We start from the raw sequence: 17,241 nt of genomic DNA, 5'->3' as shown, positions 1-17,241 counted from the left end.
GCTAAACCTTCTGCCGCACCACACGCACAGCACAGCCCAATGCCGCCTCAACTGGGATCAGAGCCTCGAGGGCGAGGGTTTCGACCTGGGAGTTGGTGGCAACCAAAGTAAAGCGAGCAAAGGCCGCAGCAGGTTGATAGATCAGCGCGTTCAGATTGGTTGCCCCGCCACAGCAGGTGGCCACGACGGCCAAATCTTCAAACTCGGTCTCTGCTGCCTGATCCATCGCGCCTTCCCACCAAGCTTTGGCATCCTTGCCGCAGTGCGGGCAGGTGATGGCTTCAAACGCCTCGCCGCCATCGATGAAGCGCACATCATCGAACATGTCATAGCTGACTTCGTCGGCACGCGGCAGCAAAGCCTCCAGTGCATCGGCGCCGGCTTCGGCTTGCTCGTCACTGGGGACGTAAGTGGGATCGGTCGGGATCAGGATCAGATAGTCGAACTGTTTCATCTAGTTGGTCATGGCCGCTTTCACGGCGTCTAGGCCTGCAGAGGCGGCATCCGCTGTCGGCGCACCACCTTGAGCAAAATCGGGCTTACCGCCGCCGCCTTGCCCGCCCATGGCGAGTACAGCGGCTTTGACCAGATCCACCGCGCTGACGCTGGCAACCGTGCTGGCCACCGCAATGGCGGCTTTCCCGTCTGCTGCGGCAACATAGGCGACCACGCCTTGGCCCAGTTTCTGGATCGCTTCATTAACCATGGGACGTAAGTCCTTGGCCCCAATGCCGTCGAGGATGCGGGCATCAAGTTTTACGCCGCCAATCTCTTCAATGGCAGCCGCAGCACCGCCGCCGCCACCGAGAGCAAGCTTTTGCTTGGCGTCAGTCAGTTCTTTTTCGAGCCGCTTACGGTCAGCAATCATCGCCTCAATCCGCGCGGGCAGGTCTGGCAATTGCGCCTTTAAGGGCTCTGCCGCTGCGCGTGCAATTGCGGCCTCGGCCTTGAGGTGATCGAGGGCGGCTTGGCCAGTCGCGGCTTCGATCCGGCGCACGCCAGCGGCAACTGCGCCTTCAGAAACGATCACAAAGCTGCCGATGTCACCGGTACGGCCGACGTGGGTGCCGCCGCAGAGTTCGACCGAATAGGACTTTGGTGCGTGGTCGAGCTTCCGGCCCATGGCGAGCACGCGTACTTCGTCGCCATATTTCTCACCAAACAATGCCATCGCGCCTTCGGCAATGGCTTCATCGGGCGTCATCAAGCGGGTCGACGCTTCCGTGTTTTGCCGCACGACTGCGTTTACCTCAGCCTCAATGGCGTCGATTTCTGCCCGCGAAAGGCCTGCGCCATGGGCAAAGTCAAAGCGCAAACGATCAGCTTCAACTAGCGAGCCCTTCTGCGTCACATGTGGGCCCAGCACGTTTTGCAGCGCGGCATGCATCAAGTGCGTCGCGCTGTGGTTGGCGCGGATGGCGTTGCGGCGCGGCGCATCAATGGTCAATGAAGCGGCGTCACCGACTTTGATCCCGCCCTGGACCAGCTTGCCCTTATGGCCATGGATGGCCCCAGCGCGCTTTAAAGTGTCTTCGACTTCAAAGACGGCACCATTGTCAAAGCGGATCACGCCCTGATCACCGGCTTGGCCGCCACTTTCGGCATAGAAGGGAGTTTGGTTGAACACCAGTTCGCCGGTCTCGCCTTCAGCAAGCGCGTCGACTTTTGCGCCGCCGACCACAATTGCTGCCAATTGGCCGCTGGCCTCGCTCTGGCTATAGCCCAAGAATTCACTGCCGCCTTGCTCATCTTTCAAGGTCAGCCAGATTGCATCGGTGCCAGCTTCGCCGCTGCCCGCCCAAGCGGCGCGTGCTAACGCCTTTTGCTCGTCCATTGCCGCATTAAAGGCCGTCATGTCGACGCCGATACCGCGTGCGCGCAAGACGTCTTGGGTCAGATCGACGGGGAAGCCATAGGTGTCGTAAAGCTGGAAGGCAGCTTTGCCCGACAGCTCTTGGCCCTGCGTCAGCCCCGCGCTCTCTTCGTCCAGCAAGGACAGGCCGCGGCCTAAGGTTCGGCGGAAGCGAACTTCTTCTTGCTCGAGTGTGGAGGTGATGAAAGCCTCAGCCCGGCGCAATTCGGAATAAGCGCCGCCCATTTCTTGGATCAGGACCGGGGCCAAACGGTGTAGCAATGGCTCGCTCGCGCCCAGCATATGGGCGTGGCGCATGGCGCGGCGCATGATGCGGCGAAGCACATAGCCGCGCCCTTCGTTGGATGGCGTCACCCCATCGGCGATCAAGAAGCTGGACGCGCGGATGTGGTCAGCAATCACGCGGTGACTGGCGCGCTTGTCGCCTTCAGCCTTAACGCCGGTCAGGTTCTCAGACGCCGCGATCAGGGTCTTGAACAGGTCGATGTCATAATTGTCGTGCACGCCTTGCAGCACGGCCGAGACACGTTCCAGCCCCATGCCCGTATCAATGCTGGGCTTGGGCAGGCTGGTTTGGCTGCCGTCAGCGTGGCGCTCAAACTGCATGAAGACGAGGTTCCAGATTTCAATCCAGCGGTCGCCATCTTCTTCGGCACTGCCCGGCACACCGCCCCAAATATGGTCGCCATGGTCATAGAAGATTTCGCTGCACGGCCCGCACGGGCCCGTATCTCCCATCGACCAGAAATTGTCGCTGGTGGGGATGGAGATGATGCGATCATCGCTGAGGTCCGCAATCTTGCGCCACAGGGCACGGGCTTCGTCATCGGTGTGATAGACGGTGACAATCAGCTTTGACTTATCTATGCCAAAATCCTTGGTCAGCAATTCCCATGCATGGCTGATCGCTTCGTCCTTGAAATAATCGCCGAACGAGAAGTTCCCCAGCATTTCAAAGAAGGTATGGTGGCGCGCGGTGTAGCCGACATTGTCGAGGTCATTATGCTTACCACCTGCACGCACGCACTTTTGGCTGGTCGCAGCACGCGGCGGCTGGGGCGGGGTTTCTGCCCCCGTAAACACGTTCTTGAACTGGACCATGCCCGCATTGGTGAACATCAAAGTCGGGTCATTTTGCGGCACCAGTGGGCTGGACGCCATTACGGTGTGGCCCTTGGATTTGAAAAAGTCCAAAAACGAAGTTCGAATGTCGTTAACGCTAGCCATAACTTCCCGTCCAGGCACGAGGTGCCGCTTAAAATAGTGTTCGCAAATCTATAGGCAGCCGTGGCCTGAACGCCAAGTGGCTGGCGGGATGGATTGCAGGGGGGGGGTGGATGTCGCCATTCTTCACAATGTGAAGTTGGAGAACCATTCGATGTGATATTATACCGTGGGGTCACAACTTGTATTAGCCGATTTTTGAGTGAAAGTTTTCCGAATGAAACGACATCACCGGGTTTTGCTAGCTGGATTACTTGTTGTTGCCTTCGTGATTGCTGTGTGGACGATTCAAGGCCGGACCAAGCAAGAAGCAGTTGATGCGTCATTAGTGCCAAAGGTTACCGCCGCCCAAAAAGACTGCCAACGCAAAGAACGGGTCTTTTCAGAAGCGTCCGCTTGTGAAATCTTACCAATTGGTCTTTCGCAAATGCAAGAATTGTGCGCGCAGACACTCACTCAGCAACGAGCAAGCACGCTAAAGCGTAAGTCTTCAGAGAGCTTTATGCAGGAAATTGGAATTTGCCAGTTTCGCTATAGCGATCCATTTGGTGAGGACGCTGCGTGGTCGCTCTTAACCTATGACGTTCAGTTCGGGGCTGGCATGGGACCAAGCTACAGTATTTCAGAGCCCAGTCTGCCTGCATCGACACTTGGTCAAAAATGCGAAAAATTTGGCCAAATTAGCTTTTCATGCAAGTTCGAGAACGATGGTAAGTGTTCGGGCGTCGTCGTCAATGAGAAGAAGAATTTTACTGGGTTCCAGTGCATGGATGATGTGCAATACTGAAAAGCCATTGGTGGCACCCACTCAAATAGTCCGGTGTGCCTTGCCGACATGGGGCAGGCATTGCAAGAGTTCGCTGTTTGAGCCGAGCCGAAAGAGGTATTGAACAAACTGGGCTTTCGTTGCCCAAAGCAGCAATAAACTCACTTGCCTGTACGAAGTTTGTAGCTATGTTGTAGCTACAAACATCCGATTGGACGATAATCATGGCCAGCGATCAAGTCGTACGGGCGCGCATCAGCGCTGACCTGAAGCAAGAAGCGACAGAAGTTCTTGAAAAAATGGGCCTGTCGGTTTCGGACGCCATCCGCATGATGCTGCTGCGAGTCGCGGCTGAACGGGCTTTGCCGTTTGACGTCAAAGTACCCAATCGGGTCACGCAAGCGGCCATGGATGAGGCGCGAGCCGGGAAAGGCAAGCGCTTTGAGCGCGTCGACGACTTAATGAATTATCTGAACAACGACGACGACTAAAGCCCGCTTTTAAGCCTCATACACAATCTTGCCGTCCACCATGGTGAGGACGGTCTTGGCGTCGAGGATGTCGGCGGGTTTCACGCTCATAAGATCGCGCGAGAAGACGCTAATGCTGGCTGCTTGGCCAATAGCCAAAGTGCCGCGGCTGCGCTCTGCGCCCACCGCATAAGCGGCAGAGCGCGTGAACATGCTCAAAGCCTGTTGGCGCGAAACGCGCTCTTCCAGGCCCCAATCTGGGCCAACAAAGCCATTGAGCGCGTGGCGATAGATGGCCGCATAAAACTCGATGCGCGGGTCACCTTGTTCGACCGGTGCGTCAGAGCCGCCGCAAACCACCGCACCGGTCTTCAATAGGCTTGTCCAAGCATAAGCGCCTTTGAGGCGTTCTGGGCCTAAGCGCGAGGGCGCAAAGAACAGATCGCCAATAGCGTGGGAGGGTTGCATGGAGGCAATCACCCCAAGTTTCGCAAAGCGCGGCATATCCGGTGGTGAGACGACTTGCGCATGCTCAATCCGCCAACGGCGATTGGTCTTGGCGCGGCCCAGCACGCGTTCAAACCAGTCTAGGCTTTGGCGATTGCCGCGGTCGCCAATGGCATGCATGGCAACTTGTGCGCCAGACTTCTTGGCCCGCTCCAGCACAGTTAAAACTTGCTCTTCCGGCGTCAGCAACAGACCTTCGGACTCTGGTGCATCCGCATAAGGGGCGAGCAGGGCCGCACCGCGCGAGCCCAGCGCGCCGTCGGAATAGATTTTGACCCCGCGTGTGCTGATCCTGCCCGTGGCGTCGACACTGGGCCCACGCCGCAATACGTCGGCGGCAAATGGGATGTCGAGATAATTATCGACCCGCAACTGGACTTCGCCGGAGAGGGCAAGCGCCTTAAGCGCGATCAAGTCCTCGCCCGAAACGCTCATATTGTGCAGGCCGGTCCAGCCGCGCGAAGCATAGAGGCGATCGGCCTTGATCAGGGCTTGGCGGATCATGTCCGGTGTTGCTGTTGGCATCCGGTTTTCAACGAGTGCCTGCGCATTATCGATCAGCATACCCGTCGGCTGACCCGAGGCGTCCTTTAGGATTTGCCCTCCGGGGGGATTGGCTGTGCTCGCGTCAATGCCTGCAAGCTTCAAAAGGGCACTATTTGCCAGCGCGGCATGTCCATCCGAGCGGCCAAGAAGCAAAGGCCGGTCTGGCACAATGGCGTCGACATCCTGCCTTGTTGGGAAACGGCCTTCGGGCCAGTGGGTTTCGATCCAGCCGCGCCCGGCAATCGGTCCGGTCGGGTTTTGCGCGGCCCAAGCCGCAAGCTTGGTCTGAAGCTCTGCTATGGATTTGACGCTATCGAGGTTCAGCGTCATCTCGCGCAGGCCGATGCCCGTCATATGCGCATGGCCATCCACAAGGCCTGGTAAAGCCGCGCCGCCTGCAAGGTCGATTTCCTTTGCGCGCGGTAAAGCGGCACGCACGGCGCGTAGGCTGCCGACACTGACGATCCGGCCACCCTCAATGGCGATGGCTTCGGCAGGGCCTTGGCCCGCGATGCCGCTATGTATCGGCCCACCGGTGAGAATGGTGCGTGCGGAGGAGGTGGAGGCGAGAGCCGGGCCGCCTAAAAGGCTCGCAGAACCAAGTGCCAAAAGATCGCGACGATTCATACCCTATCTCCCTCTCATAAGGGACAAGAGTCAGGCACAGACGGATGGCTGTCAATTGGCAATGGGCCTCTACCCACAGCCAGCCCCTAAAGCATCAATGATAGCCGCGCACAGGTTTTGGGCTGGCTAAGGCCGGAAGCGGCGCTACAGATATTCCGTCTTCAATCAGTTCTTTGGCTTCTTTGGCAGTGGCTTGGCCATAGACGAGGCGTTCTTCGCTATCGCCCTCATGCATGGCGCGTACCTCTTTGGCAAAAGCGTCGCCGACATAGTCGTAATGCTGCTCAATATGCTCCTTCCAGCCTTGGAAGAAAGCTTTGACGGGCTCTGGCAAGCTCATTGGGTCTGGTTCATTGGCGACGGGGACGGGGGCATCGGCAGGGACAGGTGGGGCAGGGCGGTCAGACTTTGAGGATAGGACTGCGGGGGCCATCGGCGCTTTTTCGACAGCTTTTGATCCGCACAACGGGCACTCAACCAAGCCACGCCCGACCTGGGTCTCATAACCTGCCATAGAGTCAAACCAAGCTTCCCAGTCATGTGCCTGATCACAGCGAAGCGCATATTTGATCATGGGCTTTGATAGTCACGGTCATGGGTCAAACAGGGGATTTTGTCGCGTGCGATGGTGACGCGCTCTAAATCGAGATCGGCTAACAGAACGCCAAGATTATCATGGGCGAGTTCACCGATTATGTCGCCCCAGGGCGAGATGATCAGGCTGTGGCCAAAAGTGGCGCGTCCATCTTCATGATTGCCACCTTGGGCAGCAGCCAGAATATAGGCACCGGTCTCAATCGCCCGGGCGCGCAGCAAAGTATGCCAATGGGCCTTGCCTGTGGGGGCAGTAAAGGCCGCAGGCACTGCGATGATCTGCGCACCGGCCTTGGCCAAGTCGCGATACAAATGGGGGAAGCGCACATCGTAGCAGATGGTCAGGCCCAGCGTGCCAAAGTCGGTTTCCACAACAACAGCCTTGTCACCGGGCTCGTAGGCATTGCTCTCGCGGGTTTCTTGGCCTGCGCCCAAATTCACGTCAAACAGATGGATCTTGTCATAAGTGGCCAATAAGCTGCCGTCCGGTCCAAAAAAATGGCTACGGTTCGCTGCTTTCCCGCTGCGTCGTTTCAGGAGGGCTGAGCCAATCAACAGATGCACGCCACAGGCTTTTGCCTGCTCTCCATACCAGTCGAGCGCCTCGGCTTCATCCTCAAACAGGGCAGCTTCATCAAATCGGGCGCGGTCGCGCTGTAGGATATTGGTGCCTTCAGGTGTCACGATCAGCTTGGCCCCGGCCTTAGCGGCGCGGGCCAACAAGGGCTCAAGCTGCGCACGCGCGGCGTCTAGGCGCGCCGGTGTCCGCAATTGAAGGACAGCAACCTTGACCAAGGCTAAGCCGCCAATAATGGATCAAGGCCGCCTTTGGCCTCGAGCGCCATCAAATCATCGCAACCACCAATATGGGTGCCGCCAATGAAAATCTGCGGGAATGTATTGCGTCCCGACAGCTCGTTCATCTTGGCCCGCATCTCTTTGTTAGACGAGGCTTCGATATTGGTAATGTCCGCCCCTTTTTTCTCAAGCAGCGCCAAGGCGCGCTCACAGAAAGGGCAGTAGAATTTGGTATAGATCGTAACGGCGGCCATGGGACTCGTCCTAAAAAATTGTCGTTCGCATCTTTGTCATATAGAGATGATTGGCCTGATTTGGAGCCCCCACCATGACCGAAACTTACACTTCAGCGGCAGAAGTCGCTGATCTGCCACCTGAACAAGCACATATGCTAGGTCAAATCCTGTTGGAAGAGGGGGGCTTTGCCCGACTTTCGGCCAAGGACCAAGCCTTAGTGTGCGCCATTGCCCATCGTGTCCATAATACGCAGGATGCAAACGAAGCGTTCGAATTGCAAACGACCTTTGGCGAGAGGCTGGCAGATCGGGTTGCCGAAGTTGGCGGCTCGTGGGGCTTTGTGATCAGTTTTGGCATCTTTCTGTTTATTTGGGCGACGCTGAATTTGGTAATCCTACATGGCCAAGCACGCTTTGACCCCTATCCCTTCATTTTCTTGAACCTCATTTTATCGATGTTGGCAGCGATCCAAGCTCCCATCATTATGATGGCGCAGAACCGCCAAGCTGAGAAAGATCGTCTGACAACGCGGATGGATTACGAGGTCAATGTTAAATCCGAGCATGAGATTGCTCTGCTGCGGCTGCACTTGTCGCAGTTGCACGAGAAGCTCGACCGCCATCTGGCTAAGACGACTTAGAGGCAAATTTCATGCGCATTGTTTCAGGGCGATGGAAAGGAAAGGCGCTGGCAGCCCCTACGGGGGACTCAACGCGGCCAACGTCTGACCGTGCGCGCCAAGCGGTCTTCAATATTCTTGAGCATGCGCCGTGGTCGCCCGGAGTAAATGGGGCCAAAGTGCTGGACTTATTTGCTGGAACCGGTGCCCTGGGGTTGGAGGCTCTATCTCGTGGGGCGGCCCACTGCCTGTTTGTCGACACTGATCCCGCAGCCCGGGCAGCCTTGGCAAGTAATATTGAGGCCTGCTCTGCCCAAGGTATCACACGGGTTTGGAAGCGCGACGCGACCGATTTGGGTGTCATGCCCGCAACAGCTAATGGCCCGTTTGATTTGGTGTTTCTCGATCCGCCCTATGCCAAGGGCTATGATCTGGCAGCGCTTAAGGGGCTGACGCAAGGCTGGTTACATGGCCAGTCGCTGGTAATGCTAGAGCGGGGCCGCGGTGAACCCGCGCTCGCAGCAGCTGGCTATGGTGTGTTGGACAGCCGGACCTATGGCGCGGCTGAAGTGATCTTTCTGACTTTAAGCGAGGTTAGCGCTTAAGCGACTTGATCTTGGCCGAAATGGTCACTGCCTGCGCGCGGGCGGCGGGCTTTGGCTAGGATCTTGTCCAAGGCTGCCACAGCACGGTCCGTCATGGTCTCGATAATCTCAACGTCAAGATAAAGGTCACCCGCCGGGCGGCCATTGGCGGCTGGCAGGCCACGGCCAGCGACCAACAAACGGTCGCCATCTTGGCTTTCTTTTGGCACGTTCAGGCGTAAGCGGCCCATCGGCGTTTCGATTTCGACGCCGCCACCAGATTTGGCTTGCGCCGCAGACAAGGTCAGCGTGGTGACGATGTTCCCACCGTCAATTTCAAAGCCATCGGTGTCAGCAATGCGGATCACGCAAGCCACATCGGTTTTACCAATTCGCGCGATGATGCGATCGCCAGCGCGGGCACCAGCGGGCACCCGAACACTGGCTTTGCCAAGCGGGCAGGAGCCTTTGACGGAACCGCCACGTGCGGCAATCCAGACAGAAACTTCTAGGTCAATTTCGGTCATGCGACCGGCACGCGGGCTGCCGACACGGCCAATATCGGCCGATGCAGCACCCAGCGTAATAACGCGGTAAGCTTCACGTGCTTCTTCAAAACGTTGTCGAGCTTGCGGGTCAGAATTGACATCTGGGTGGCAAGATTTGGCGACAGCATGAAACGCGGCCTTAGCGGCACGGGGATCAGCATTGGGCTCAAGCCCGAGTATGGCATAGGGTGAAGACATGGGCCAGACCATCGTCTCGGCACGGTTAACGACGTGTAAATTCAATCGCTAAATTTCATCTTTTGCCCATTGATTTTTGCAGGCGCGGCAGCGCGTTTTTTCAAGGCGGTTGCCGAGGTGTTAGACGCAGAACAGCTAAGCCACGACGCTTCGAGTTGGCGAATGTATGGCGGTGCACTACATTGCTGGCATGACCGCCAACACCCTTATCCCCCCGACACCTTCTGAGGCCGACTACCAAGCTGCGACTGGTGACCACCAATTAGAGTTGGAAGCATCAGCTAGCCCATTTGAACTCTTTGGTACTTGGCTGAAGGAGGCCAAGGAAAAAGAGATCAATGATGCCAATGCGATGGCGTTGGCTACGGCCGACAGCGATGGCTTGCCGGATGTGCGCATGGTTCTTCTCAAGGATTTCGACCCCCAAGGCTTCGTCTTCTACACCAATCTAGAAAGTTACAAGGGGCAGCAACTTAGCGACAATCCGCAAGCAGCGCTCTGTTTTCATTGGAAAAGTCTGCGACGTCAGGTTCGTGTGCGTGGCGCAATTACCTCTGTCAGCCAAGAAGAAGCGGATGCCTACTTTGCCTCGCGTGCCCGCGATAGCCGGATCGGGGCTTGGGCGAGTGCGCAGTCCCGCCCGCTGGAAGACCGCTTTGCACTTGAGAAAAATGTAGCGAGCTATGCCTTGAAGTTTGGCATTGGTGAGGTGCCGCGGCCTGATTTCTGGTCCGGCTTTCGTCTGGTGCCAATACGAATTGAATTTTGGCGCGACCGTCCATTTCGCTTGCATGATCGTTTAGAGTTTATGCGGGGCGATGCCACAGCGCCATGGTCCACATCCAAGCTTTATCCGTAGAGCGATTTTTCCTTCCGTCGTTTTAGAAAGTATCGTCATGCGCGCAGATCAAAAGGCCTTTTTGGTCACGGGGGCTTCAACCGGGATCGGTCGGGCGATTGCTGACCGACTGGTGGCGCAAGGCCACTACGTGTTTTCCTCCGTCCGTAAGCAGGCCGATGCAGATGCTTTGAACGCCGCTTTTGGTGCTAATGGGCAAGCTGTTTTGTTTGACGTTTCGGACCTGCCAGCCATTGAGACAGCGGCCCAGGTCATTGGTGACGCCTTGCAAGGGCGGACCCTAGCAGGCCTTGTCAATAATGCCGGGATTGCTTTGCCCGGTCCTGCTTTGATCCAGCCATTGAGCGAAATTGAGCAGGTCATGAATATCAACTTCATGGGCGTCGTGCGCTGTTGTCGTGTTTTTGCGCCTTTGTTAGGTGCAGATCCTGCGCGCACGGGCCCTAAAGGCCGCATCCTCAATATCACGTCCGTCTCAGGTAAGTTCGGCTATCCCTTTACCGCCGCCTATGTCGCAGCCAAGCATGCGGTTGAAGGCTTCTCTGACAGCCTTAGGCGAGAGCTTTTGCTGGTCGGCATTGATGTCATTGTTGTGGGTCCAGGTGCCGTTAAGACACCCATCTGGGAGAAGGGGGCCGCCGCAGGTGGTAACCGCTATGCTGATACGATTTGGGGCAAGCCTTTAGAGCGCCTCACACAATCCTTAGCCGCCATGGACCAAGAAGGCTTAGAGGTCAGCGTCGTCGCAAATGTGGTCGAAGAAGCTTTGACGACAGCCCATCCCAAAACGCGCTATGCACCCGTCCCCAATAAGTTGGTCAATTGGTGGCTGGCCCGTTTTCTTCCGCCACGGATGATTGACCGGGTCGTCGGTAAAAGCCTGTCGCTCCTGCCCTAGTCGACCCTTTTCTGCCCATTCTACAGCCTTGTGATGCGGCCTCGGCTCGTGCCCAGTTGACGTGCGCGCTTGAGGCCTTAGGAAGGGCCCAAAATCGGCCAGCTAAAGCACTTGGCCGGCGCAAATGCCGTACGTTGGCAAGCCAAAAATTTGGGAGATAAACATGCTCGGTTTAATGCAGAATTGGCCACTGACTGTCGATAAGATTATGGATCATGCCGCGATCAATCATGGTCGCCGTGAAGTTGTGACGCGCTCCGTTGAGGGGCCAATTGTCCGCACCACTTATAGCGAAATCAATACCCGCGCCAAAAAGGTTTCCAATGCGCTGTTGGCTGAAGGGATCAAGATGGGCGACCGGGTTGCGACCCTGGCTTGGAACTCTGGCCGCCACATGGAAATCTGGTACGGCGCGATGGGCCTTGGCGTTGTGCTGCATACTTTGAACCCACGCCTGTTCCCAGAGCAATTGGTTTATATCGTCAATCATGCCGAAGATAAGATCATCTTCACCGACTTGACCTTCCTGCCTATTCTGGAAGCTTTGAAAGATAAATTGAGCCCGGTGACCCGCTATGTCGTGCTGACCGACAAGGACCACATGCCGGCTTGCAGCTTGAAGGGTGCAATCGACTACGAAAGCTGGATCGAAAGCCATAGCGCGGACGCAAAGTGGGGCGGGTTTGACGAGAACACTGCTGCGGGTCTTTGCTATACCTCTGGCACCACTGGCAATCCTAAAGGCGTGCTCTATTCGCACCGATCCAACGTGTTGCACACGCTGTTGACCATGCAGAAGGACGTCATGGGTCTGGGCGCGCGCGACGTCATCCTGCCAGTCGTGCCGATGTTCCACGCCAATGCTTGGGGCGTCGCGCTGTCCGCACCCGCTGCTGGGGCCAAACTGGTTATGCCAGGTGCGAAGATGGATGGTGCGTCTATCTACGAATTGCTGGAGACTGAAAGCGTTACTTTCTCTGCTGCCGTTCCAACCGTTTGGATGATGCTGTTGCAGCATTTGGAATCGACCAATTCCAAGCTGTCGACCCTGAAGAAAGTCGCCATTGGTGGCTCAGCGGTGCCAGAGCGCATCATGCGGATGTTCGAAGAGAAGTATGGTGTTGAAGTATTGCACGCTTGGGGCATGACTGAAACCTCGCCACTGGGCACCTTGGGCTCGCTCGGCCCCGATGCCGACACCATGACCCATGATGAGAAGATCAAGGCCAAGCTGAAGCAAGGCCGTCCACCATTTGGCGTCGAAATCAAAATTCTGCGTGATGGCGTGGAGGCACCACGTGATGGTGAAACCTTCGGCAATCTCGTGGTGCGCGGCGCTGCTATTGCTGCGGGCTATTTCAAAGGCGAAGGCGGCAACATCCTAGACCAAGACGGCTTCTTTGATACGGGTGACGTCGCCACCATCGACACCGCCGGCTTCATGCAAATCACCGACCGCGCCAAAGACGTGATCAAGTCCGGTGGTGAGTGGATCAGCTCCATCGATGTCGAAAACGTCGCAGTGGGTGCCCCAGGTGTCGCGGTTGCTGCCGTCATTGGCAAATATCATCCCAAGTGGGATGAGCGTCCGCTTCTGATCATCGAATGCGCCAAAGGTGCGACGGCCACGAAAGATGACATCTTGGCCTATCTCGACGGCAAAATCGCCAAGTGGTGGATGCCAGATGACGTCCAGTTTGTGGAAGCCATTCCATTGGGTGCAACCGGCAAGATCAACAAGCTGGCCCTGCGTGAAACCTTCGCCAATTACGATTTGCCAACCGCAAAAGCATCGTAATCACAGTTTGCTGGGCCAGAACGACGCGTGTTCTGGCCCATCGCGCCTTTACCTCGGATCATCGACACTCTAACGTAGATGGAATAGGCCGCCGCCAGCGCGGCCTTTCTGCCTTAAGGAGAATAAGATGGCCGAAACGCAATCCCGTTTTGCAAAAGCCCGCAACATCGTTTTGATGATTGGTGTGGCCTTGGCCATTTTTGTTCCGATCTGGTTTATGGTGGCCGCCCTTGGCACCAAGTTTGGCCTGTGGCCTTGGACCATCGGCCTAGTGAAGATGATTGGCGGGATGGGTGTGCCCATGATCGGCATTCTGATCGTCTTGACCTTTATCACCAGCCTCCTTGTCATCTTCATCAAACCGCGCGCTGGATTTGCGGCGTTGGGCTTTATGTGGGTTGTGGCACTTGGCGCCGCTGGTATGGCCTTTTCGGCGATTTCGGCAGCCCGCGCCGTGCCGCCCATCCACGATATCTCGACCAATCCCGCTAATCCTTTGACCTTTTCGGACAAAATGATGGCGGCGCGTGGGGCTAAGTCCAATCCAATTCTGGTACCTAAAGATGCGACCGTGCCGTTTAACAAAGAGCGCTTGTCTCCTTGGTCTGGCCGATCATTAGATCAGATTCAGGCCGACGCCTACCCTGAAATCAAGACATTAAAGCTCGCCACCACATCACCCGCCGATGCCTACAAAAAGGCTGAAGCTGCCATGAAGGCCAACGGCTGGACCGTCGTCACACAAGATCCCGCTAAGTTGCGCCTAGAGGCCAGTGTCGAGAGCTTTTGGTTTGGCTTTAAGGACGATGTTGTTTTGGTTGTGACAGCCGATGGCGCAGGCTCTGCGGTTGATATGCGTTCTGTCAGCCGTGTTGGCGTTTCTGACTTAGGTGCCAATGCAAAGCGCATTGAGGCCTTGTTGGCTGCGGTGAAGGGGTAAATTACAGATTGGTAGTTGACTCCCATTGTGCATGGTGGGATCAACTTTGTCATGAAAATGACTTCTGTAATCAGTGCATCTGTGCTTGCGGCTTCAGCGCTTGGTGTGGCGACGATCAGCCACGCTGCAACGAACAAGGCCACTAGTGCTGCCACAAAAACGGGCGAAGCAGCCGAATCTCCTGCCTTTGGCGCATCCTCAAGCGTATCGGCTTCAGACCGCCCAGTTGATGTGGTCATTGTCTGGGGCTTTCGCGTCCGCGCGAAGATGTTCGATGAACGCCGGCCGCCCCTGGTTGAAGGCTATGGTGAACTCATCAAAAAGGCAGAATGTCAGACCAATGTGTGCGGTTATGTGGTTTTCCACGATGGCACAAAATGGCGCTATACCAACATCTTAGCTGGCGATGAAGATAAGTTACGCGAACTTCAAGCCAATTTGGAATATGATCGGCAAACGATCGTCATTGTTCATCCCAATGGCGAAAAGCGCACCGTTCCCAACTTCTGAGCTAAGTCTAAACCCCTCAGACGAGTTGAAAATTTGCGTCCATATTGGGCTCGCCCTCGCATGCAACCCGTCCAATTTTCACCAGACGGCTCATATGTGCCATGACTGAGTGACAGGCTGCTGGCCAGAGTCTTTGATCGACCGCCGCATACATAACGGGCACCATGTCTTTCACCTTGGTGTGACCCGAGGCCAAGCACGCGAGGATTTGGCCTTCCCGATCGAGGCGGTGGTCGCGATAGGCAGCTACAAATGGGGCAGGGTCGGTGATTGGGGGGCCATGCGTCGGCCAAATCGTGGCAAACTCCCGGGCGGCAATTTTTTCGAGGCTGGTCAGATAGGCATCCATATCTCCATCAGGCGGACTGATAACCGTCGTGGACCAGCCCATGATGTGGTCGCCAGAGAATAGGCAATTTTCTTCCATCAGGGCATAGCACATGTGCCCAGAGGTATGGCCCGGCGTCGCAATTGCTTCGATAGTCCAGCCGTCGCCTTCGATTAAAGTTCCATCATTCAGCGCAGAATCAGGACGGAAGCGCGTGTCGTCACCCGCCTCTAGGCGCACTTCGGATTGCGTAGGCAAGGCGATCTCGCCGGAAGCCAAAACCGAACAACCCGCCCAACGCGCCAAAGGATGGGCCAAGGGGCTGTGGTCCATATGGGAGTGGGTGACGAGCACATGGCTGACCGTCTCGCCCACCAAAGCTTGTTTCAGGGCCTCGAAATGGTCGGCCAAGTCGGGGCCAGGATCAATGACGCACACATCACCGTGCCCAATGATATAGACGCCTGTGCCAGTGAAGGTGAACGGGCCTGGGTTATTAGCAATAACCCGACGGATCAGCGGGCTAACCTGCTCAACACGTCCATAGTCAAATTTGATGTCGCGGACAAAGGGAATCGCAACAGCCATCATATGCCTCCACCAGCGCGCAGCCGGACTTTCTCGCAACTTAGTTTCAAGGCAGAGCCCAGAATATAAGTGCTTTTTAGTTTATCTGATAAGGGTAGCGCGATTGGCGGGCCCATGTCTGTGCGATTTGCATCTACTATATAGATCAAACCACTGGTCCGGTCGCGCAAGATATCCAGTCCACCCCAATCAAGCTTCAAAATCTGACAAAAGCGCGTGATCGCTGCAGTCTCTTCACTTGAGAATATCTCATCCACACTGCGAAGCCAGCATTGGGTGTTATCGTTGGAAAACCGCACCTGTTCAGGTCTGCGTTTTATATAGACTAGAGCGGGCACACCGCGGACCGTTGGGGTCCGCAAGTCTTCTATCAAGCCATCCGCGCCGCGATTATCAATCAGCTTCTGATAGACTTTGCCGAGCTTAGGTTCGCAGGGCGTGGTGACAATACGTCCGTCATGAATGCCATTGTCTTCACCCTTTTCGACCGCGAAGCCCTCATGTTGTCGCGGATCAAGCGCCAAACCATAGCCAAAGGCCTCTTCAAAAGCCGCGGCAACGCGGGATTTGCTTAAATCATGGGCGTCGAAGTTCCAGCGCGGCACGCTATCATCCGGCAAGCTTACCGGCTCGCTATGCGTTCTGTCCTCAAAATGCATCCAAAGCTGTGGGGTCTCACCCGCGCGGGCCGATCGACCGCCTGCCAAAAACAAGCTGGGCCAAATCAAATACCAAGGTCGGGCCGGGTCTGGGGCAAAGCCAATAACGGGGCCGTCCTTTGAACGGGGGCTCAATATGACGCTTACGAAATACACACACCAATGAAAAATCTCGCTCAAGTGAGCGGCGTCAAACGGCACGCGCGCGCCGGTTTTGCGCACGGTGACGCCAGTCCAGCTCCACTCAAAATCGCGGATGAGATTGGTCAAAACAAACAGGCCTTTGGCAGACAAAAATCGTGTTCAAGCTAGTTACAATTTAGCCTGAAGCGATTCGACTTCATACACGTAACCATCCCTTCAAATTGTGACAGGGTCTTGGTATGAAGATACGATGCTGCAGTGGCACCGGTTACAGTGCCATGGTTTTAGTCATTAGCAGGCAAGAACTGGCGGTTTAGCTGGCTTGCGAAAGTGAGCGCAAAAGCGGCATCAGGCCCCGTAGATCATAACCACCGCGCGCGCCGGCTTCGACAAGCTCTTCCGGGTTTCCGCCGGCGCTGGCCTCTGCCAAAGCCCACAGATTGGTGGAACGCGTCCCGCTGCGGCAATAGGCAAGGACGGGCCCTGTGCTGGCTGCAAGGGCCTCGCGCATCAGCGGCACTGCCTCTTCGGGAATACCGCGTGAAATCGGGATGTGGGTAAAGCTAAGCCCGTGCTCTGCGCAGGCCTTTGCAATCTCCTGAGCGCTGACTTGGCCCATGTCTTCATGATCAGGGCGATTGCAGATAACTGCGGTAAAGCCGTCGCGGACTGCCTGGTCAACGTCAGCCACGCTGATTTGCGGTGAAGCTGAAAAATTGGCTGTGATTGTGCGAAACGAGCTCATGATTTTCCCCTTTGACACAGGCAATAGCGGAAGCTCAACGAAGGGTCCAGCACGCTTGGCGAGAAATGCGGCGGGGAGATTGAGAGCCTGAGTTTCTTTGTCAATCAAGCTCTTGTTAGAATGGGTGCTGGCATGGTCCGTTGACAATGCAGTAACCTTCATCAATTGCTGTCCAAACGAC

Annotated in this window: 19 protein-coding genes; 9 read left to right on the top strand and 10 right to left on the bottom strand. The window is 56.3% G+C overall.

Annotation, left to right across the window (positions count from 1 at the left end; translation table 11 throughout):
* Window position 1 precedes the first annotated feature (1 nt).
* Window positions 2-454, bottom strand: a complete 453-nt coding sequence (locus ACIQ20_RS00140; RefSeq protein ID WP_395776212.1) for a hypothetical protein — start codon at window positions 452-454, stop codon at window positions 2-4.
* Entirely contained in the window at window positions 455-3,100 is a 2,646-nt protein-coding gene (alaS, locus tag ACIQ20_RS00135) for an alanine--tRNA ligase (protein ID WP_395776210.1), read from the bottom strand.
* Between the two features lie 214 nt (window positions 3,101-3,314).
* On the opposite strand from alaS, the gene ACIQ20_RS00130 reads away from it, so the two are divergent.
* Both ACIQ20_RS00130 and ACIQ20_RS00125 read left to right on the top strand, forming a co-directional pair.
* Entirely contained in the window at window positions 3,315-3,884 is a 570-nt protein-coding gene (locus ACIQ20_RS00130; RefSeq protein ID WP_395776208.1) for a hypothetical protein, read from the top strand.
* Window positions 3,885-4,081: 197 nt separating this feature from the next.
* Window positions 4,082-4,354: a type II toxin-antitoxin system RelB/DinJ family antitoxin gene (locus ACIQ20_RS00125; protein WP_395776581.1), complete on the top strand. Its 273-nt coding sequence runs from the start codon at window positions 4,082-4,084 to the stop codon at window positions 4,352-4,354.
* Between the two features lie 9 nt (window positions 4,355-4,363).
* On the opposite strand, the gene ACIQ20_RS00120 is transcribed toward ACIQ20_RS00125, so the two are convergent.
* The 4 genes from ACIQ20_RS00120 to grxC all read right to left on the bottom strand — a co-directional run bounded on the left by ACIQ20_RS00120 (window position 4,364) and on the right by grxC (window position 7,659).
* The gene (locus ACIQ20_RS00120; RefSeq protein ID WP_395776206.1) at window positions 4,364-6,013 is read right to left on the bottom strand and encodes an amidohydrolase; all 1,650 of its coding nucleotides are present in this window, start codon (window positions 6,011-6,013) and stop codon (window positions 4,364-4,366) included.
* Window positions 6,014-6,107: 94 nt separating this feature from the next.
* The gene (locus tag ACIQ20_RS00115) at window positions 6,108-6,587 is read right to left on the bottom strand and encodes a DUF1178 family protein (protein WP_395776204.1); all 480 of its coding nucleotides are present in this window, start codon (window positions 6,585-6,587) and stop codon (window positions 6,108-6,110) included.
* Window positions 6,584-7,402 carry a carbon-nitrogen hydrolase family protein gene (locus ACIQ20_RS00110; protein ID WP_395776202.1) on the bottom strand — a complete coding sequence of 273 codons (819 nt, stop codon included), beginning with the start codon at window positions 7,400-7,402 and terminating at the stop codon, window positions 6,584-6,586. Before ACIQ20_RS00110 ends, ACIQ20_RS00115 begins: the two co-directional genes overlap by 4 nt.
* A gap of 2 nt (window positions 7,403-7,404) precedes the next feature.
* Window positions 7,405-7,659 (bottom strand): glutaredoxin 3, encoded by a 255-nt coding sequence (grxC, locus tag ACIQ20_RS00105; protein WP_395776200.1) that lies wholly within the window; start codon window positions 7,657-7,659, stop codon window positions 7,405-7,407.
* Window positions 7,660-7,733: 74 nt separating this feature from the next.
* Here grxC and ACIQ20_RS00100 point away from each other — a divergent pair, with 74 nt between their 5' ends.
* Together ACIQ20_RS00100 and rsmD are read left to right on the top strand one after the other, a co-directional pair.
* A complete protein-coding gene (locus ACIQ20_RS00100; protein WP_395776198.1) occupies window positions 7,734-8,282 on the top strand; it encodes a DUF1003 domain-containing protein in 549 nt (182 codons plus the stop codon).
* An 11-nt stretch (window positions 8,283-8,293) separates the two neighbouring features.
* Window positions 8,294-8,866 carry a 16S rRNA (guanine(966)-N(2))-methyltransferase RsmD gene (gene rsmD, locus ACIQ20_RS00095; RefSeq protein ID WP_395776196.1) on the top strand — a complete coding sequence of 191 codons (573 nt, stop codon included), beginning with the start codon at window positions 8,294-8,296 and terminating at the stop codon, window positions 8,864-8,866.
* On the opposite strand, the gene ACIQ20_RS00090 is transcribed toward rsmD, so the two are convergent.
* Window positions 8,863-9,591 (bottom strand): DnaJ C-terminal domain-containing protein, encoded by a 729-nt coding sequence (locus ACIQ20_RS00090; protein ID WP_395776194.1) that lies wholly within the window; start codon window positions 9,589-9,591, stop codon window positions 8,863-8,865. The two genes, rsmD and ACIQ20_RS00090, sit on opposite strands and share 4 nt — an antisense overlap.
* Before the next feature lie 190 nt (window positions 9,592-9,781).
* Between ACIQ20_RS00090 and pdxH the strand changes: the two genes are divergently transcribed.
* The 5 genes from pdxH (at window position 9,782) to ACIQ20_RS00065 (ending at window position 14,596) form a co-directional block, all read left to right on the top strand.
* The gene (gene pdxH, locus ACIQ20_RS00085; protein WP_395776579.1) at window positions 9,782-10,450 is read left to right on the top strand and encodes a pyridoxamine 5'-phosphate oxidase; all 669 of its coding nucleotides are present in this window, start codon (window positions 9,782-9,784) and stop codon (window positions 10,448-10,450) included.
* Between the two features lie 37 nt (window positions 10,451-10,487).
* The gene (locus ACIQ20_RS00080) at window positions 10,488-11,348 is read left to right on the top strand and encodes an SDR family NAD(P)-dependent oxidoreductase (protein ID WP_395776192.1); all 861 of its coding nucleotides are present in this window, start codon (window positions 10,488-10,490) and stop codon (window positions 11,346-11,348) included.
* A 163-nt stretch (window positions 11,349-11,511) separates the two neighbouring features.
* A complete protein-coding gene (locus ACIQ20_RS00075; RefSeq protein ID WP_395776190.1) occupies window positions 11,512-13,146 on the top strand; it encodes a long-chain-fatty-acid--CoA ligase in 1,635 nt (544 codons plus the stop codon).
* Between the two features lie 127 nt (window positions 13,147-13,273).
* Entirely contained in the window at window positions 13,274-14,086 is an 813-nt protein-coding gene (locus tag ACIQ20_RS00070) for a DUF1499 domain-containing protein (protein WP_395776188.1), read from the top strand.
* A 51-nt stretch (window positions 14,087-14,137) separates the two neighbouring features.
* Window positions 14,138-14,596, top strand: coding sequence for a hypothetical protein (locus ACIQ20_RS00065; RefSeq protein ID WP_395776186.1), 459 nt, complete (start codon window positions 14,138-14,140; stop codon window positions 14,594-14,596).
* Window positions 14,597-14,612: 16 nt separating this feature from the next.
* Here ACIQ20_RS00065 and ACIQ20_RS00060 read toward each other — a convergent pair whose 3' ends face one another.
* The 3 genes from ACIQ20_RS00060 to ACIQ20_RS00050 all read right to left on the bottom strand — a co-directional run bounded on the left by ACIQ20_RS00060 (window position 14,613) and on the right by ACIQ20_RS00050 (window position 17,060).
* A complete protein-coding gene (locus tag ACIQ20_RS00060) occupies window positions 14,613-15,512 on the bottom strand; it encodes an MBL fold metallo-hydrolase (RefSeq protein WP_395776184.1) in 900 nt (299 codons plus the stop codon).
* Window positions 15,512-16,441 carry a hypothetical protein gene (locus ACIQ20_RS00055; protein WP_395776182.1) on the bottom strand — a complete coding sequence of 310 codons (930 nt, stop codon included), beginning with the start codon at window positions 16,439-16,441 and terminating at the stop codon, window positions 15,512-15,514. Before ACIQ20_RS00055 ends, ACIQ20_RS00060 begins: the two co-directional genes overlap by 1 nt.
* A gap of 187 nt (window positions 16,442-16,628) precedes the next feature.
* Window positions 16,629-17,060, bottom strand: coding sequence for a TIGR01244 family sulfur transferase (locus tag ACIQ20_RS00050; RefSeq protein ID WP_395776180.1), 432 nt, complete (start codon window positions 17,058-17,060; stop codon window positions 16,629-16,631).
* Window positions 17,061-17,241 lie beyond the last annotated feature (181 nt).

This window comes from Aquidulcibacter sp. (assembly GCF_044346625.1).
In the GTDB taxonomy this organism is placed as follows: Bacteria; Pseudomonadota; Alphaproteobacteria; order Caulobacterales; family Aquidulcibacteraceae; genus Aquidulcibacter.
The sequence above is the reverse complement of the archived record's forward strand: the minus strand, read 5'-3'. Positions and strand labels throughout refer to the sequence as shown.